20 protein-coding genes and 1 riboswitch are annotated in these 17,781 nt (G+C 45.3%); of the genes, 12 read left to right on the top strand and 8 right to left on the bottom strand.

Annotated elements, in window-relative coordinates; all coding sequences use genetic code 11:
- Positions 1-70: 70 nt before the first annotated feature.
- A complete protein-coding gene (locus QFZ78_RS20005; RefSeq protein ID WP_307550216.1) occupies positions 71-610 on the bottom strand; it encodes an NAD(P)H-dependent oxidoreductase in 540 nt (179 codons plus the stop codon).
- A 252-nt stretch (positions 611-862) separates the two neighbouring features.
- On the opposite strand from QFZ78_RS20005, the gene QFZ78_RS20000 reads away from it, so the two are divergent.
- Positions 863-1,258: a winged helix-turn-helix transcriptional regulator gene (locus QFZ78_RS20000; RefSeq protein ID WP_307550215.1), complete on the top strand. Its 396-nt coding sequence runs from the start codon at positions 863-865 to the stop codon at positions 1,256-1,258.
- Here QFZ78_RS20000 and QFZ78_RS19995 read toward each other — a convergent pair.
- Positions 1,255-1,437, bottom strand: a complete 183-nt coding sequence (locus tag QFZ78_RS19995) for a helix-turn-helix domain-containing protein (protein ID WP_307550214.1) — start codon at positions 1,435-1,437, stop codon at positions 1,255-1,257. The two genes, QFZ78_RS20000 and QFZ78_RS19995, sit on opposite strands and share 4 nt — an antisense overlap.
- 281 nt (positions 1,438-1,718) lie before the next feature.
- On the opposite strand from QFZ78_RS19995, the gene QFZ78_RS19990 reads away from it, so the two are divergent.
- Complete coding sequence (locus QFZ78_RS19990; protein ID WP_307550213.1) at positions 1,719-1,856, top strand: hypothetical protein; 138 nt, start codon at positions 1,719-1,721, stop codon at positions 1,854-1,856.
- 66 nt (positions 1,857-1,922) lie between these two features.
- Here the strand turns inward: QFZ78_RS19990 and QFZ78_RS19985 are convergent, their stop codons facing one another.
- Genes QFZ78_RS19985 through QFZ78_RS19975 form a run of 3 tightly spaced genes read right to left on the bottom strand, consistent with a single transcriptional unit; the run spans position 1,923 to position 5,405 of the window.
- Positions 1,923-2,999, bottom strand: coding sequence for a Ger(x)C family spore germination protein (locus QFZ78_RS19985; RefSeq protein WP_307550212.1), 1,077 nt, complete (start codon positions 2,997-2,999; stop codon positions 1,923-1,925).
- Positions 2,996-4,075, bottom strand: coding sequence for a GerAB/ArcD/ProY family transporter (locus QFZ78_RS19980; RefSeq protein WP_307550211.1), 1,080 nt, complete (start codon positions 4,073-4,075; stop codon positions 2,996-2,998). Before QFZ78_RS19980 ends, QFZ78_RS19985 begins: the two co-directional genes overlap by 4 nt.
- Entirely contained in the window at positions 4,068-5,405 is a 1,338-nt protein-coding gene (locus QFZ78_RS19975; protein ID WP_307550210.1) for a spore germination protein, read from the bottom strand. The genes QFZ78_RS19980 and QFZ78_RS19975 overlap by 8 nt, the downstream gene beginning before the upstream one ends.
- 299 nt (positions 5,406-5,704) lie before the next feature.
- Positions 5,705-5,856: riboswitch (cyclic di-AMP (ydaO/yuaA leader) on the top strand.
- Positions 5,857-5,953: 97 nt separating this feature from the next.
- On the opposite strand from QFZ78_RS19975, the gene QFZ78_RS19970 reads away from it, so the two are divergent.
- From QFZ78_RS19970 to QFZ78_RS19960, 3 genes are read left to right on the top strand one after another with little or no spacing between them, the layout of a single operon-like run.
- Positions 5,954-7,789: an APC family permease gene (locus QFZ78_RS19970; RefSeq protein WP_307550209.1), complete on the top strand. Its 1,836-nt coding sequence runs from the start codon at positions 5,954-5,956 to the stop codon at positions 7,787-7,789.
- A 44-nt stretch (positions 7,790-7,833) separates the two neighbouring features.
- Complete coding sequence (locus QFZ78_RS19965; RefSeq protein ID WP_307550207.1) at positions 7,834-8,094, top strand: YqkE family protein; 261 nt, start codon at positions 7,834-7,836, stop codon at positions 8,092-8,094.
- Positions 8,095-8,107: 13 nt separating this feature from the next.
- Positions 8,108-8,584, top strand: coding sequence for a polysaccharide deacetylase family protein (locus QFZ78_RS19960; RefSeq protein WP_307550206.1), 477 nt, complete (start codon positions 8,108-8,110; stop codon positions 8,582-8,584).
- Positions 8,585-8,600: 16 nt separating this feature from the next.
- Here QFZ78_RS19960 and QFZ78_RS19955 read toward each other — a convergent pair whose 3' ends face one another.
- Positions 8,601-8,816, bottom strand: a complete 216-nt coding sequence (locus tag QFZ78_RS19955) for a hypothetical protein (protein ID WP_057304084.1) — start codon at positions 8,814-8,816, stop codon at positions 8,601-8,603.
- Between the two features lie 148 nt (positions 8,817-8,964).
- On the opposite strand from QFZ78_RS19955, the gene QFZ78_RS19950 reads away from it, so the two are divergent.
- The 3 genes from QFZ78_RS19950 to QFZ78_RS19940 all read left to right on the top strand — a co-directional run bounded on the left by QFZ78_RS19950 (position 8,965) and on the right by QFZ78_RS19940 (position 11,688).
- Positions 8,965-10,377, top strand: a complete 1,413-nt coding sequence (locus QFZ78_RS19950; RefSeq protein WP_307550205.1) for a hypothetical protein — start codon at positions 8,965-8,967, stop codon at positions 10,375-10,377.
- Positions 10,378-10,687: 310 nt separating this feature from the next.
- Positions 10,688-11,260 (top strand): NUDIX domain-containing protein, encoded by a 573-nt coding sequence (locus tag QFZ78_RS19945; RefSeq protein ID WP_307550203.1) that lies wholly within the window; start codon positions 10,688-10,690, stop codon positions 11,258-11,260.
- 56 nt (positions 11,261-11,316) lie between these two features.
- On the top strand, positions 11,317-11,688 hold the full coding sequence (locus QFZ78_RS19940) for a DUF1284 domain-containing protein (RefSeq protein ID WP_307550201.1): 372 nt from the start codon (positions 11,317-11,319) through the stop codon (positions 11,686-11,688).
- Between the two features lie 33 nt (positions 11,689-11,721).
- Here the strand turns inward: QFZ78_RS19940 and QFZ78_RS19935 are convergent, their stop codons facing one another.
- Positions 11,722-12,369: an SOS response-associated peptidase gene (locus QFZ78_RS19935; RefSeq protein WP_307550199.1), complete on the bottom strand. Its 648-nt coding sequence runs from the start codon at positions 12,367-12,369 to the stop codon at positions 11,722-11,724.
- A 341-nt stretch (positions 12,370-12,710) separates the two neighbouring features.
- The gene (locus QFZ78_RS19930; protein ID WP_307550197.1) at positions 12,711-13,802 is read right to left on the bottom strand and encodes a GGDEF domain-containing protein; all 1,092 of its coding nucleotides are present in this window, start codon (positions 13,800-13,802) and stop codon (positions 12,711-12,713) included.
- A 161-nt stretch (positions 13,803-13,963) separates the two neighbouring features.
- Here QFZ78_RS19930 and QFZ78_RS19925 point away from each other — a divergent pair, with 161 nt between their 5' ends.
- The 4 genes from QFZ78_RS19925 to QFZ78_RS19910 all read left to right on the top strand — a co-directional run bounded on the left by QFZ78_RS19925 (position 13,964) and on the right by QFZ78_RS19910 (position 17,768).
- Entirely contained in the window at positions 13,964-15,346 is a 1,383-nt protein-coding gene (locus tag QFZ78_RS19925; RefSeq protein WP_307550196.1) for a hypothetical protein, read from the top strand.
- Positions 15,306-16,187, top strand: coding sequence for an ATP-binding protein (locus tag QFZ78_RS19920; protein ID WP_307550194.1), 882 nt, complete (start codon positions 15,306-15,308; stop codon positions 16,185-16,187). Before QFZ78_RS19925 ends, QFZ78_RS19920 begins: the two co-directional genes overlap by 41 nt.
- 186 nt (positions 16,188-16,373) lie before the next feature.
- Positions 16,374-16,952: a Pvc16 family protein gene (locus QFZ78_RS19915; protein ID WP_307550192.1), complete on the top strand. Its 579-nt coding sequence runs from the start codon at positions 16,374-16,376 to the stop codon at positions 16,950-16,952.
- Between the two features lie 12 nt (positions 16,953-16,964).
- On the top strand, positions 16,965-17,768 hold the full coding sequence (locus QFZ78_RS19910) for a beta-sandwich domain-containing protein (RefSeq protein ID WP_307550190.1): 804 nt from the start codon (positions 16,965-16,967) through the stop codon (positions 17,766-17,768).
- Positions 17,769-17,781 lie beyond the last annotated feature (13 nt).

Genomic DNA, 17,781 nt, shown 5'->3' with positions numbered 1-17,781 from the left:
AAATGATAGGCAACAAACTGGATAGAGAAATCAGAAATGAATCTGAAGTTCTCTATCCAGTTTATTTTATTCAATGAACGAGCACACGCATGGAAGTTTGGATATGATCCGTGTACTTTTTTGCCTCTTGTGCAAGTTGTATATCTGTGGCTTCATTCGCATTATAGGTGACAAAAGCGGGAAGATAGTTGCCGTTGCATCTGGTGATGGTGCTTTGTATTGGTCTTAATAATTCGCTGATCGTGAACCAGTTGTTACCCCCCGAACGGTATCCGCTTTCCGTCCCCCCTGTTGTCGTTGCAACAATGAACTCTTTGCCTTTCAAATGATCACCTCCGGGTCCGAAAGCCCAGCCATACGTTAAAACATCATCGAACCATTTTTTTAAAAGAGGTGGGGAGCTATACCAATAAAAGGGGAACTGGAATACTACCCGGTCATATTGGAGCAGCAATTGTTGTTCCCTCTCTCTATCGATTTTCCAATCGGGGTACTCTTGATAAAGATCTCGGACATCAATGTTGGCGTGTTTCTTCAGCTCAAGTATCCAAGTCTGATTGGCACGGGAGTGATTCAGCTGGGGATGAGCGATAATAACCATTATATTCAAAGTAAACATCCTCTCTCTTTTTGCGTAGATTAGCGAGTTACATCCCCATTATTGTGGGGAATTTCATTTTTGAAAAGTACGCTTTTTATTCATACTATGTCAGCTAAAACGTACCATGGGTGGTACTTGATTCCGACAGATAGTACTAAAAATCGTACTAAGTACGATAAAACATCGTACTATTTTATTTTCGGATACTTTGATAAAGTAACAACTATGAAGGTCATAATCTTGGGATCGGGAGTTGGGAACATGCGGGAGGAAAATCGCGATTTCAATACGAAGCAGGGGATATTGGCTACTCTGCAGGTGATCGGAGGGAAATGGAAGCCGCTCATTTTATTTATTTTGCTGAATGAAGGCACTAAGCGCTTCGGGGAGCTGAGACGTCATCTTCCGAGTGTCACGCAAGGTATGCTCACCAATCAACTTCGTGAGATGGAGCGAGATGGACTCGTGGTACGCCGTGTGTATCAAGAAATTCCGCCCAAGGTTGAGTACTTTTTGTCCGATCACGGAAGAACATTAAGTTCGGTTTTAGCCCATATGTGCGGTTGGGGATTTAGCCATATCGAATTTTTGAAGAATGCAAATGTAAATGGCGGAACAGAGAATAATGATAATCAGGAAGACGTTAATACCGTTTAATAAATCCTCTGGTTCAATAAATCCATCCTATACTGCCTTGGTGTTATCCCTGTCCACTTCTTAAAAGCACTTTGAAAGGCACTTGGCTCTGAGAAGTGAAGAAGGTAAGCGACCTCTCCTATTTTATATTCCGGTTTAGCCAAATAACCAACAGCAAGCTCTTTTCGAGCTCGATTCATGAGTGAAATGCACCTCTTTTAAAGAAATATTTCTGCAGCTTAGCCTTATCATCAAATGATACAAAGAACTAGCCATATCCTCTATGCAGTGTCGGGACGCTTGCTTGTGAGAATGATTGTAGGACAGTCCGATGATAACGTCATTCTCCTCTATTTGCCAATTGATGTTGTATCCACTGCATACGATCACATTATATTTTTGAAAAGCCGCTAAGCCTTGACCGATGGACACACCTTCCTGGTACTACCGATGGGTGTACAAACAAGCAGGGCATCATGTCATGAAGCGTGGGACCTTGCAATTCAGTGGAGTCAATCCCGTCAAGATTACAGAAATAACTCCCGTTAAGTCCTCAACGGATAAGCAGCGTGATAAGTGGCTAGCAGATGTTGAGAAGTTAGGTTTGAAGCGTTCATAGAAATGGAAAAAGACTAAAAAAATGCAGCTTGGAAGCTGTGTTTTTCAGTCGTTTCTGCCCTTATGTTCACGAATCAATCGTATTAAATTTCAAATTCCCACTATTTCTAATTCTTACTTTCACATTTAATGTCACTTTCAGCTGAGGATACCAGTTTTTTCTCCATTCCTTTAATTGCGCATGAGAAAGATCATTACGGAAATATTGTCCATATCCAAACAAATCAGACTGATTTTCCTGCAGTTTGGCAATCATCGCCTTAGCCCGCTTACTCAACAAGTTTTTGAGTTCCTCCTTTATCTGTTCTTTACTGGGATTGCCCTTCGTCTCCAGAAGCATGACAATAACCTTCATTTCCGTTTCCACTTGAGGTGTATTGCTCTTAAAATGATGACGGTGCTTAAAATCAACGTCGACTAGAAGCACGTTGGCATGCTCCATTACTTCTACATTAGCCCCCTGAAAATTACCTTTCATAATGTTGTAGATTAGCGTATCATCCGAAGAAATTGTTCCTACCATGAATCCCCGGCTCATGATGGCGGAACCATCTAACTGAAACATCGTACGCTCTCCAGGTTTAATTATAGGAAGAGCAAAATCTTCCGTATGCGAATAAACCCCTCGAAACGCTTCCCATAAATACACAATAGAAGTAGTGGGTGTCCAACCAGCCAACTTGTTGAAATAATCATAGCTCGCAGTGCCACCTTCCGCTCCGCCTTGCTCTTTTTTGTTTAACATTTCGATAAAATCACCTCTATACACAGAAACCAGCGCTTTAGGTGCAATGTCATGAGACCTAATGGCATATTCAAGCACTTCTTTTATACCAAGCTTAGCGGTTTTTTCATCAATCATCAGAAGTTTGAGATGCAGTAAATCAATACTGCTTTCTACATTTCCTCGCATCCGATCCAAGGCTTCACTGATTGTTGAGGCTTCCCCAGTTATGATTCGTGGCATCATATTCTTGGCATTATTGGGAGGTATTCGAAGCCCTACCTTATACGTTTTTGCATCTGTTAGACTAATAGCCATTGCTACAGGCAGTATCCTTTTATTAATATCCTTATTGTCCCAACAGCCCGATAACAGGGAGATAGTTAGGAGTGCAAAGACTAAACGAAGTATGTATTTCATCCTTGGTTAATTCGCCTCCTTTGCAGCGCGCCAATAATCCCAATTACAACTGGAAAGATAAAGATACTATAAGCTCGGAGCCCAGTATCCAGCCAAATTAATTGTTCAGTTTCAGACCAACCTGGAACCAGTGAACTAAGAAAGTAGGCAATGAGTGTAATAATTACACTTAACCACTTATTGGATAAGGGAAAAACGATGCTCCGAAACATTTCAGCTATGATCCAAATTAAAACCGCACTATAGACAATTAGAAAAGCAATCATAGAAGTTGTGTAAAAAAGGGTCATTCTCTCGAATATGGACCAGCTCATATCGATCGTATCCATTCCTGTGTGAAGAGGAAATTGGAATTGAATGACAGTCTCTTGCCCGAAAATGAGAAGGGGTATATAAACGGATGCCAAATATAGAGGGCTCAAGCCAACAACCAAAAGGATGAATACCTTGCGGCTGCGCGCGACATTTTGAAAAAAAGGGTGAATCATACCCAAAAATAAAAACCCAGAAAAAGCAAAAAAACTGGAATAATAAGCAGGATGCCTCAAAAAATCAAAGGTAGTGTTCCAAATGGGGAAGGCATTACGTATATCGAAATTTGACATGGAGCTGCTGAGTGCTGCAGAAATCCAAGGTATGAACAAAACGGAGATAATGACACTAGTTCTGAGCACTGTTCCAATGCCATGCCAAGCTGCAAACAAGCCCAAAAAGATAAAGCAGAGTAAGGCCCATATCGGCGTTTTTGGTAAAAATACGATGGTCATCATTTCAGAATATACTCTAGAGATTAATACTAGAGTCGCTAGGAAATATAACATGATTGGAATTAGAAGGATTCTTGATAGCCAGGGTCCCAAAGCTTGTTTACAAATCTGAACGATCGTCATATTAGGGAAAGATGACAGGCCTCTCAGATAGATCCACATCACAATTACTTCAAATAGGCAGCCAATCAGTATCGCTTCCCAATGGCCCTTACTTGTCGATTCAAATATTTTCTCAGGATATACAAAAAAAATCAGTCCGAAATGGACAGTAATGAATGTCAGATAGACGGATATTTTATTAACCATCCTGGGGACCTTCCTTTACATTTACATTGATATAAGCGACATCCAATGTCGTGATAGAGGCCATATAGATGGACAGCCAAATGAGTCCGCCAATTGTTCCAAGAACACCAAAAATGGCACTAAGCACGATCAGAACATATTTAGCCATTCGAATAAACAAGCCATTTTGTACACCGTTCAATGTAAAATTCGCTAAAGCGGAAGCGGCCAAAACAATAATGAATAGATTACTTACCAATTTAGCGCTTACAACGGCTTGCCCAAGAATAATTCCACCCACTGTTGTTATCGAGGGACCGATACTCTTGGGAAGGCGAACACTGGCTTCAATCAGCATCTCTAGAATAATTAACATAAATATGACTTCCAAAAAGGCAGGATAGGGTACCCCTTCACGGCTCTGAGCAACAGACAAAGCTAGTTGTATTCTCAAAACCTCTGGATTCACGGAGACCAAAGATACATAGAGAGCAGGTAAGACTAAAGCGATAAACAAGCCGATAATCCGAAGCGTACGCAATGAAATCATTGTGACCTTGGGGAAGTTACGATCTGAGTTCACACACCAGAGATCTGTAATGATAACGGGCATAACAAAAGCAAACGGAAGCCCTTCGATAAACAGGATAACACGACCATTTTTCAGGTGGTCTGCCGCTTCTGCCGGTCGCTCAGAAGTTAAACAAGGGGACATAAGACTGAAATTCCCTTTTCCTAAAACTTTAATAATTTCTTGCAAATGATGAAATTCTTTTGCTTTATTTGCCTCGAGCTTCTTCATTAAGGATGTAAGCAAATTATGATTTACAGAGTCTGATAAATAAGTTACGGTGGTTCTTTTTGGTTGTTTTGTCCCCATAATCAAGGTTTTCATGGTTAGTGTAGGGGATCTTAGCTCGTCGCGGATCAACGCCATATTGGTGTCCAAATCCTCATTAAATGCTACAAAAGAAGAATCAATGACGTTTTCATTTTGTGGAACATTTAGCGTTCTTCTAATCGTTGACGGAACGGGCTTGATAACAAAATTTCTTATAGGGTTATCGAGTAAGTATATAACTAAATTACCTTCCATTAAGCTGCTCATCTGCAAGTCGTAAGAAGCGTTTAATTTGCCATTCAATAGGCTTATTTGTTGCAGCCAATCACTGATTGGACTGGACTCCATCCAAGATAATAATTGATTCGTTTGTGAAAGGTTAACGAAGGGGCGAAAATAACAAAATACAACTTCCTTATCCAAAAGTTGTTTTCGTTCCATAACAAAATCGCTATTTGACTCAAATTGAAGTTTAAGTCTGGCTATATCCGTTGTTTCTGTCAGATTCATGTCATCACCTGAGAATAGGTTTCCTTGGAAAACGGAAATTTATTCCTTACCCACTTGTACAGGAGTTAGAGCTACCATCATAATCCAATATTTCCCTTTACTTTGCTCCAGTAATAACTCAACTCATGATCAAATGTTTAAAAAACCACGATGTAATAAGAAAACAGAAGAAAATCAATGAATCGTATGATTGTAAGCGAATTATTGAGTGAAAGTGGTGGTTGGAGTTATCTTTTTAAGTTTTTTCGATCCTTTACTATGCTGCAAGAAGAGAGTAGTATTCAACTCGTACGTTACAGTTGAATATTTCGCTTAATTTTCTTATTTAGAAAAGCGGGGGAACCATAAGATTCATGGGGTGAGTAAAGGTGCTTCAGTAGGGTACCTTTTAGGGCAGATTCTCGCGGCCCGAACCCGACAGCTAACCTCGTAAGCGACCGTGGGAAGGAGAACATGTGTATAAACACAAGGTCTATCCTTGTGTTTTTTTGCGTCCTAAAACGCAGTTTTCAGTCAGAGACTAGGTTTAATTGGAGGAAATAACACGAATGACAAGCGATTCATTAAAAAAAATTATGTTTGGCAAACCGCTCAAATCCAGCGAAATTGAATCAGAAAAATTGCCGGTTTGGAAAGGACTGCCGATTCTATCCTCGGATGCCTTATCGTCGGTCTCCTACGGGACAGAGCAGATTCTTTTAGAACTCGCGACCGTTGGGATTGCCGCTTTTGCGTTCTCTTTGCCCATTGCGATATCCATTATCGCTTTGATTATGCTTCTTGTTTTGAGCTACCGACAGGTGATTGAGGCGTATCCGCAAGGCGGCGGAGCCTATATGGTTACCAAAGAAAATCTAGGAATGGCATGGGGAAGATTGACAGGAGTTTCGCTGCTTATCGACTACACACTTACCGTTGCCGTTTCAATCTCTGCCGGCGTGCAGGCGATTACGTCAGCTTTTCCATCGGCGGTGCCGTATATTGTTCCGATTACTTTAGTTCTTGTTTGGATCATGGTTTGGCTTAATCTGCGAGGAACTTCGGAATCAGGTACGATTTTCGCTATTCCAACGTACTTTTTTATTCTTTGTATATTACTGCTAGTGGGCAAAGGCATATACGATATGCTGACAGGATCATTGAATACGCATCCCATAGCGTTTGCTCCGAGTTCAATGACGAGCTCATTAACGTTATTCGTCCTTTTAAAAGCATTTTCCTCCGGGTGTTCAGCCGTGACAGGGATCGAGGCCATCTCCGATGCCGTGCCGCACTTCCGCACACCGTCCGTAAAAAACGCGAAGCGTACGTTAGTATCCTTAGGGACACTTTTGGCTATCGTGTTTGGAGGAGTAACGATCTTAGCTTTGGGATATGGCATTGCACCTGATCCTAATGGTCATACATCCGTATTATCGATGGTGACAGAGCATGCTTTTGGTCGTGGGGTGATGTACTACGCAACTCAAATCGGTACCATGCTCATTCTGGTTTTGGCTGCCAATACTAGCTTCAACGGGTTTCCAATCTTAGCATCCATTATGGCACAGGATAAAAACTTCCCGCGTATGTTCTCATTCCGAGGAGACCGACTTTCGTTTCATTATGGTATTATCACACTCGGCGTACTGGCCAGTATTCTTCTTATTGGTTTCAAAGGTAAGACAGATGCACTCATTCCTCTATATGCGATAGGCGTGTTTTTATCTTTTACACTTGCGCAAGGCGGCTTGGTTCGTAAATGGTTGAAAGAGCGTGTGAAAGGCTGGATCGGAAAGCTGCTCATCAATGGTTTAGGCGGGATCGTATCTCTTGCTGTTTTACTCATATTTTCTGTAACTAAATTTTCCGAAGGTGCGTGGATTGTTATTATCATAACCCCACTGCTGCTTTGGTTAATTACGAAAATTAGTCATCACTACGATGATGTAGCGAATCAATTGCGTATTGATATAACGATTGAGCGGGTTTACACGAAGGAACCATTGATTATTGTGCCTGTGGCGGGCATTCATCGGGTTGTAGCACATTCCTTGAGCTATGCGAAATCGTTGTCGCCAAACGTAATTGCCTTCTACGTATCATTCTCAGATGAAGATGAAGAATTGATGCAGGAGAAGTGGGAGAAGTGGGATCCGGGCGTTCGATTGGTTGTTTTTAAATCACGTTATCGGACGATCCTGAAGCCGCTGGCTGAATTTATTGAGAGAATTGACACGCATGTTTCGGAAAAACAAAACATTATGGTCATTTTACCGCAATTTATGCCGAAAAAATGGTGGCATCGACTGCTCCATAACCAATCTGCTGCACGCATTCGTACGAAGCTTCAAGCTGATAAAGATATCGTCGTGGCGACGGTACCGTATCATTTGCACGAGTAGAAGTGTACAATAATAGGGAGAAACTGAACTGAGGTGAACCCGTTATGGCTAAGAAAAAATGGTCGTCTACTCCTGCTGTTACCAGCGTGCAAGATAAACCTGCAACACTTAAGGATTTACTGCGCCCTGAAATACTTGAGGGACTCAAAGCGCAGGCTGATGCCATGAAAGTAGAGGAACAAGCGAAGAAAGATGCAGAGAGAGCGAAGGCGGAAGCTGCTCGCAAAGCAGAAGAAAAGCGGCTTGAGAATGATTTTGGACATCTGCTGAGTAAGAGCAGTCTGGATTGGCGTAAGCACAAATGAGGGAGCGCACGTTGTGCCTCCTTTTCTTTCTTTTTGTAATGACAGCGCTATCATCAGAGACGCTAAACCAAAGAAATGGGGCGAAAATGTCCCTGGTGTTCGGACACATCTAACTACGGAGGAACAAGTGATTGCGCTGACCTTTGACGCATGTGGGGGGAAGGAAGGCAGTGGTTACGATGAGAAGCTGACTGGACGGCGTCCATTATTTTTTCGTTCGGGCACAGCCTATTATATTGATATTGCAGCAGGAGTCGTTCAGGATTTGGGCTTTGAGGTGGCAGGTTACAATGCACTCGGCGATGCTGGAGCGACTTATAACACGGAGCAGGTATACAAAGCGCTTTTAAAAGCCCGAAGCGGTTCTATCGTATTAGCTCATATGAACCACCCGGAGAAAGATACCGCAGAAGGTATCATGAAAGCTATTCCTGAGCTTCAAAAAGCGGGCTACCGCTTCGTTCTTTTAACTTCCTATACATTAAACTAAGCGATAGCCGCAGCAGCTATCGTTTTTTCATTTCAAAAAATTCACAAGCCTCTCGATCATAGTACGTCAAATCACTAACACGAGTTTGTACAACAACCGTTTTTTCACTGAAACGCAATACAACTGCATTCGAATCTACAATGTGATCATCTTTGAAAACACGGACGACAGCCTGTCTTTCAACAGCATCTTGAAAATCCGTATCCGTTACTAAGCGTTGATTTCTAGCCATCCTCGGCATTTCCCCTTACTTGGTTAAAATAGTTCTTCTATTGTACCACAAGGTGTCGCTCAACCCGAATTCACACGAACTCCTCCGCCTAGCCTAGCATACAATGTAGCACCAAATGCTGTATGGGCAGAGAGGATGCGTGATCCCGATGGACATTCAATTATTGCCGATTCATTGGGTCTATTTCGTATTTATCGGTTTTATTCTTACCCTTTTAATCAAGCGTAGAGATACGACGATGATTTGTGTGGTTGGTATTTTCACGCTTGGCTTGCTGGCAACGGAAACGTTGAGCGGATCCGTTTCTGGTATTTTCAACAGCTTCATTTATGCAACCAAAGAGCTGATGGGTACCATCATGATCATCTCCATAATTGTAGCAATGAGCCGCGTGCTCATTCGAACAGGGATTAATGAAACCATGGTCGCACCGCTAACCCGTTTTCTGCGAACGCCTGCTTTAGCTTTCTGGGGCATTGGTATCATTATGATGGTGACGTCATGGTTCTTCTGGCCATCTCCCGGTGTAGCGCTCATTGGTGCTGTTCTTTTGCCGGTTGCCGTCCGCGTTGGTCTGCCAGCGCTAGGTGCAGCTATGGCGATGAATTTATTCGGACATGGGATTGCGCTTTCGGGGGATTACATTATACAGGGAGCTCCTAAATTAACAGCAGATGCAGCTGGATTACCGGTGACTGCCGTCATGGAGGCAAGCATTCCGCTGGTTATCGTGATGGGGCTTGTCACGACGATCACCGCTTTTTGGATGATGCGGAGGGATATGAAGAACGGAACGTGGCGGAATGGCCTCGTGGCGAGTGGTCCTGGGGATAGCGGTTCCCTCATTTCGGCTACTTGGCAGGCCAAGGTCAATTTATCCACGAATTTGAAGAAAACGTTGGCGATTATGATTCCTCTGCTCTTCGCCTTAGACGTAATTGCGATGTTCGTGCTTAATCTGCAAGGGGGAGATGCGACAGCGCTCGTTGGGGGCACCGCCGTATTCATTCTCATTGCGGTGACGCTGCTCGCGCATCGGAATCAAGGACTAGAACAAACGACCTCCTACCTCATCGAAGGATTTGTATTCGGTTTCAAAGTATTCGGCCCCGTGATCCCTATCGCCGCTTTCTTCTATCTAGGCGACTCCGCCTTCACGGAGCTGTTCGGTAAAGTACTTCCGCAAGGTTCGCACGGGATCGTGAACGATCTGGGTGTGGCACTCGCGGGGCAAGTGCCGCTGAACGGAGCGGTTGGTGCTGTGACGCTTACCGTCGTAGGCGCCATAACGGGCCTCGACGGCTCCGGCTTCTCCGGCATCTCCCTCGTGGGCTCGATTGCGCAGCTATTCGCTGCCGCCATTGGCTCCGGCGCGGCTGTGCTCACAGCGCTCGGGCAAGTGGCCGCCATCTGGGTCGGCGGCGGCACGTTGATTCCGTGGGCGCTGATTCCAGCAGCGGCCATCTGCGGCGTGAGTCCGTTCGAGCTGGCGCGACGGAATCTGCTGCCTGTGCTCATCGGCCTCGCGGTGACGACGGTCGTAGCGATGTTTTTGGTGTAGGTGTAACATTTAACCCGTTACCCCCGTGGGAGTCTCAACGGGTGTGGCGGGTTTATATGTTTTGGGAGGGACCCAAACCACCCAAACCACTACAGATGCTATTGGCACAATGTTGGTATTGGTGTTTCGCAGTTTCTAAATTCAGCGATATCGCAAGACAAGTGCAGGAAGTATCTCCAATTTCCCATACAATGAACGGAAAACGCACGGGATCGGAGTTGCCTATTTTCCACCTTAAGCATTAAGCTTACATACAGTGAACTCGAATGGAAGTTGGAATTTAGACTATTGGAAGTTGGAGATGAGAGAGATGGAAGCCAAGTTTTGTATGACCTGCGGAGCCGCTATGGAGTCGCGCGATGTGGATGGCACGATAAGAAGAGCTTGTACGGAGTGCAGCTTCGTTCATTGGGGTAATTATAGCATCGGTGTAGGGGCACTCGTGATGAAGGATGAGAAGATGCTGCTTGTGCGCAGGGCTCAGGAGCCAGGGAAAGGCCGATGGACCAACCCGGGCGGTTATATTGAGCAGCATGAGCTGATCCAAGATACGATTGAGCGCGAAGTGTTGGAGGAAAGCGGAGTCAAAGCAGTTGTCACTGGTCTAGCAGCTGTGCGCGATTTGCCTAGAAGCATACATAATGTATACATTGCTTTTGAAATGGATTACATAAGCGGTGAGCCTCAGCCAGACGGCGTGGAGGTCGATGCAGCAGGATTTTATAGCTTGGCCGAGATGGAAACGATGAATGTGGCGGATTTTACACGCTGGCTCATTGATGTTGCCCTACATTCCAAAACGACGGGTCTCGTAGAAGATAAAGATCCAATCATCAAAATGGATGGATACGGATTGTACCGTGTCCCTAAAATTACGATATGACCAATGCGATTCAGCTGAGGGGACATCACTTACTTTGTCTGTTGGGATACAGAGGAATGGGTTATTCGAAAGAGTTTTGCGAAAACATGACGACTGTCTACGAAGAATTGCGTCAAAAGCCCGAAACGATGATCCGCATAGTCCTTGGACCTGATGATCTATGCGCAGCTTACCCGAAGGATCAAGAAGCGCATTGTGAAAATAGGACGGTTTATCAACGCGATGCAGAAATCGTCACCAAGCTTGGCCTACAAGTGGAGATGGAGCTGAGCTGGTCGGAGATTTGTGGGCAAGTGGCTGACCGTGTGAAACCGGACGACATTGGTCACCTATGTGCCACATGCCGTTGGGAGCCTTACGGTGTTTGTGCGGAAGGCGTACGATTAATCGGGGAAGGTGGCGTCCTGCCGCCTGTCATTACCAAATAAGAGGGCTTGCGTGTAGACGCAGCCCTCTTTTTTTCATACAAAAACACTGATATCCGAACCGCTTTCCAGCTTCTCTTCAGGGGAAGACAATACATTTGCAACCATGAGCAGATCATCTACAGGTCGAAGGATGGATCTGAGAAGTCTGCTGTCTTTCATCTCTGGCTGCAGCCACATCTCGGCCTGATCTTGGTCGAGTATCGCCGGCATTCTGCGTTGATAAGGAGAGACGAGTGAGTTCGCTTCTGTCATCAGCATCATACACGTACGAAGTTCCTCTTCACCAGATGGAGCCCGCCAGACATCATACAGCCCCGCGATGCCGAAGGTACCGCTGCGCATTTTGAACTTAATCCACTCTGTCTCTTTTCCTTCCGTGACACTAATATAAAATCCACTGCAAGGAATGATACAGCGCTGCTTTCTGACGATACGCTCGAAGACGACATTGGTGAAGATCGAATCGCGGTCCCCGCATACGGCATCTTTAGCCCAGAACGGCATCAGACCCCAACGGAATTCATCAAGGATACGTTCTCCCTTTTTGTTCATCATCACAGCGGAAACAGACTCTGTCGGCCGCACCTCATAACGATTGGAGCTATACGATAGCAGCCGATCAATGCGGAATTGTTTAACAAGTTCGTTGACATCAGCAAGAATAGATATGGAATGACACATATGTTTACCACCTCATTTGGTTTTGGTTATTATTTGCCTAATCAACCAAATACATGTATGAGTCATATCGTTTTATTAACCCTGCTTCCTCACCTACACAATCAGCAGCTTCAGCATGGTTTCCTTCAACTTATGTTCATGGAAAGGCTTAGAAAATACCTCTAAGGCTTTGGACCGGATCAACAACGAGAATCTTAGGCTTCATGGTGTCTACCTCCCTGTGTATAGATATGAGTTCGGAAAAGGCGATTCCTTTCATGAGGGTTCGTGATTGGTAAGTAATGACATGGTAATCGGAAGTAAAAAAAACTAGAAGCTTAGGGCTCCTAGCTGAAGAACATCTATTCAGAAATATGAGAATGAATGCGGTTTTTCCCATTTCTTTTGGCGGTATACAAACATTCATCAACAAGCTGGAACCAGGCTTTTTTCATTGTGTTGCGATTATAGCTAGCGAGCCCGATACTCATCGTTAACGGTTGATCCGGCATCTCAGGAATTTCGGTACTCCGGATGATTTCCATTAATTTTTCGCAAATATGTAAAACTTCCTCGTGTGATTTACCTACAAACAGAACCGCGAATTCCTCACCACCATATCGAAAAGACATTTCGTCAGGGCCGAGCACGTCTTTCAGAATGGAGCCGATCGTTTTGAGAACCATGTCACCGACCCAATGCCCGTAAGTATCATTAATCGTTTTGAAATTATCGATATCGATAAGAGCAAGCTCAAGCGACGTATCATGGGGCATATGCGAAATCAGATGATCGGTATGTTCTTGAAAAGAACGATGATTAAATAACTCGGTGAGCGCATCCACTTTGGAAAGTCGATCAATCATCACATTTCGAATAAGGAGATCCTGTTCGCGGACGACCGAATCTTTTAACTCTGTGATGAGAACTAGTCCTTTACTCATGATTGCAAAGCACACAAGTGCCGTTAAGGTGAGGACTGCAATAGACACGACCAGATCAGAGGGGATTAGAGCATGCCCTTGATATACCTGGCAAACTAGTAATGAAATTAAATATACAATGCCTAAACTATAAGCGAAAAAAATATATTTCTTTTGGAAATAGATAGAGGCTAAAATAATAGGGATACTAATTAATTCGTAGCTGCTCATCAGCTCAGGAATACGAATAATAAAGATACTAACCATGGTCATGGTCCATATAATCATGATAAAATCGCTGTATTGTTTCAGAAAGTGAATAGCCAAATAACCGGCTCCCATTAAGATGAGCAGTAGGCAAGCCGTAATGATTTGAACTTGCATGAAGCTGTTAAACCATTGCGGCGGCTGATCATACAAATTATAGAAGAATCCAAAGATAGCAACTATTTCATAGATTAATAGGATCCACCATAAAATATGTATAAGTTTTCGATTCCATATATGATCATTAGCCGGAAGTTGTTCCATGTAGAGGAGGCCACTTTCCTTTCGGGTTAGCAATTATTGGAAAAACATTTTGTGCCTTATCAAATCATTGTAAAGAATAACCACCCGTTTAGGCAAGCTGTTTACTAAGGGGATGGATTGTATTTTTTTGTAAATATAGATCAGGGTTATCAGGAGGGGCTATGGCAGCTCAAGGTTACATACATGCATGGGAACATTATAAGGATGAGCTTACCTTGTTGGATAAAAAGCTTGAGCTTTTATATAAGCGTCGTCAAAAGCTAACGCCCGACCCACAAACGGATTCGTTTCGCGGGATGTTCGTGTCCGAAGACGAGTTCATCCGCCTCATAGGCGGACCAAGTGGAGATGAGGAACATGATGGGGAAGAACTCGAGCTGCTGGCTAGTATTCAGAATTCGGAGGCGTTCATTGCCCTGAGACGTGAAGAAAGCCGTAAGGCAGGCGTTTTCTTGCCTCTGTCGTATGTATCTGCTGTGTTTGGGTTATCGCCCGTAGAAGAGCGGTTCGTTATGCTAGGGCTCGCAGTCGAACTGGATCGTAAATATGAACGCATCTTCGGCTTTTTACAAGATGATCTGACCAGCAAAACACCTAATATTAGTCTGGCACTCCAAATCGCTTGCGGCACCCCAGAGGACATGCGGGCAGCACGAACGACATTCATGGCGCCCGAGGGTAAACTGGCGCGCTATGTGCTTCACCGCGAGGCGCAGGAAAGTAGCGGCCAGACGTTATTGTCTAGGCCGCTGCTTCTGGATAAACGAATCATCTCATTCATGCTGGATTCCGGTGAAATGGACCCGAAGCTGAAACCGGCCGTCCGGATGGTTTATCCGGATGACGAGCTGGCGCCTCTGCTGGTCCATGAGGATTTTCAGCAGCGGCTGCAGGGCTTCATCCAAATAGCGTTCCAGGCACCGGCGGCTGAGCGCAAACGGCTCGCCTTCCACCTCTGGGGGAATGCGGGCGCAGGCAAGAAGCTTCAGGTGGAGCATCTCAGCAGCCACTTCAATAAGCCGCTGCTGCTTGCCGACCTCGCGGATGTGCTTCTGCACGCAGCGAGCTTTGAAGATCAGCTGAGCGCGATTGTTCGCGAAGCGATCCTGCACCAAGCCGTGCTGTGCTTCACACGGCTGGAGGCACTCTATCCGGAGGAGCCGGATCTTGCGGCGCAGCGGCGACTCGGGTGGTTTCACGAGCTGCTGGACGGCTACGGCGGCATGGTGTTTCTGCTGGCCGGGCGGTTCAACCGGCTAACGTGGAAGCCCAAGGAGCGGCTGCTCCTTGAGCACGAACTGCAAGTGCCGGACGAAGGCGGGCGTGAGCGCCTTTGGACGGCATTCGCGCGCGAGCTCGGTGTGAGCGCGGACGTGGACTGGCGGGTGATGAGCGGGAAATTCCGCTTCACCCCCGGGGCAAATTCGCCGCGCGCTGACGCTGGCGCGCGGGTATTCCGCCTGGCAGCGCGAGGCGCAGGCCGCTGTGGAGGGATCCGGCGACGTGGCTGCGCCGTACGCGCTGCGAGCCGATGCGCTCTATAAGGCTTGCTACCAGCAGGTGCAGCACAAGCTCGAGCGCAAGGCGACGCGCATTGAGCCTCGCTATGGGTGGGGGGATGTCATACTCCCGCCTGAGCAGAAGGATCAGCTCCGCAATGCGTGCAATCAAGTGAAATACCGTGGCGTTGTCTACGGCGACTGGGGGTTCGAGAAGAAGCTGGCCTACGGCAAGGGGCTGAGCATGCTGTTCGCCGGTCCACCGGGCACGGGGAAGACGATGTCTGCACAGGTTGTCGCCGGTGAACTCCAGCTGGAGCTATACAAGGTCGACCTCTCGCAGGTGATCAGTAAATATATAGGCGAGACCGAGAAGAATTTGCATGAGATCTTTGAGGAAGCGCAGCTCAGCAATGCGGTATTATTCTTCGATGAAACCGATGCGCTATTCGGAAAACGTTCGGAAGTGAAAGATTCGCATGATAAATATGCGAACATTGAAACGGCCTACCTGCTTCAGAAAATGGAGGAGTATCAAGGAATCACGGTGCTGGCAACGAATCTATTAAATAATATTGATGAAGCCTTCCTGAGGCGAATCAATTACGTCATTAAATTTCCTTTTCCGGATAGTGAATATCGTGAAAAGATTTGGCACGCTATGTTTCCCCCTGCAGCGCCTCTTAGCGATGATGTCGATTTTAAATATCTAGCGCAGCGCTATGAGATAGCCGGTGGGAATATTAAGAACGTAGTCCTTTCTTCGGCCTTCCTAGCTGCTGAGGCTGGCGAACCCATAAGGATGCAGCATATTATCAAATCGATTCGGCATGAGCTGCAGAAATCAGGCAAAATCCTTGCCCGCCAGGAGTGGGAAGAGTACTAAATATAGAAGGTGGGGGCGCGCAGCTGTACTCTTCTTTCGCCCAAATCTTTTTAAAAGCAGAATTACAAATAAATAAATTAATTCCTATAGTCAACCTAGTAAATTGCAATTATAATAGAAAAAGGTACACAATATGACATAATCCTTACCATTTACATTACATAACTAGGTATTTTGAGGCAGGAAGTGATTCCTATTGGCGATTATTCTGTAATTGCAGATGTAAGCGCATCTTTAATCAAGCTTCTCAGAGAAAACATGACTCCTGATCCCATTCCTCAACCAGAGATGATTGGGCTTGCTTCGCCTGTCGATAAAGGGGATTTCTACTTATCTCTTTATTTGTACAACGTCCGCGAAAGCGGCGATAATCGTCGCACTCACATGATTGCTAGAGGGACAAATGAAATTCAGTATCCGCCTATGGTTGTAGATCTTAGCTACATGCTAACGGTACAATCACCAGCAGAGCTGCAGTCCAGAGCGTTGGACGAGCATCGGATACTAGGAAGAGCGATGCAAGTGCTCTACGATCATTCTATACTTCGAGGTTCTATGACCCTCGGAACACTAGCCGAGCAAGATGAAGAAGTTCGCATTGTCATGGATCCTATTACAGGAGACAGCATGCTGAATATGTGGAATTTCGCTGATACCCCTTACAGACTCTCTGTTTGCTATTCAGTTGGGCCTGTAAATATCGATTCAACCCGCATCAAGACAACCAAAAGAGTTTCGGAAACCGATTTTCGTATACAGGGTTAGGGGGCATAGGTTGTGGACCATATTCGCGTATCGCAATTGAAAACCCGCGTATCCTTGGTTGTATGCGTCATTGATGCAATTACCTCAAAAACTCCTCTTGGCAACACCACCACCGTATATCTAGAAGGCACCCGTTCGAAAGCAATTCATAAAACGAATGGTTCCTATATATTCAATGATTTACCGCCCGGTGATTACCGTCTTAAGGTAAGCAATGAGCACTATTTTCAGGAGCAAACTCTCATCACAGTAGGAACCGACAATTTTATAGAGGTTGTTCAGTTAAAGCCGCTTCCTTCTTATCCTTTTTCGCAAGGAACAGGACTTATCCGAGTCATGCTGCAGCATGCAGACGGGGCTCCTTTGAAGGATGCCAAGCTGCAGGCGATGATATTATCGGAGGAGTGTGCCCGTGCTCGAATTATGGTAGACCAAGTCGACAAGGGAGCACTCGAAGTAACACTGGGTTCGTTTACAGGTGTTATTGCAGTTGGAGATTCTTACTTGCTTCGAGGACGAGGTCCTAAATCTGCCGAAGAGCAAATTCGAATTGCCCAGGTATTGGAGCATCAAAAGCGTTTTCGTCTAGAGAAAAAGCTGACTAAAGTATTCACTCGAGGTGCACTGCTGCTGCCCATCCAAGAAAGCCGCGTTACAGAAAAAGGAGAGGCCGTTATTGCTTTTCGCGGCAATCGGATTCCGTCCTTTCAGACAGAGTTGGCTATTACATACGGCGAAGATCGGCGGCATATTATGAAGGAAGTAATAGTAGCAGAAGGAATAACGACGAACCTCGGCGTTATTCGGCTCACGTAACCCTAATTAGTAG

The sequence above is a fragment of the Paenibacillus sp. V4I5 genome, assembly GCF_030817255.1.
Taxonomy (GTDB): domain Bacteria; phylum Bacillota; class Bacilli; order Paenibacillales; family NBRC-103111; genus Paenibacillus_E.
The sequence above is the reverse complement of the archived record's forward strand: the minus strand, read 5'-3'. Positions and strand labels throughout refer to the sequence as shown.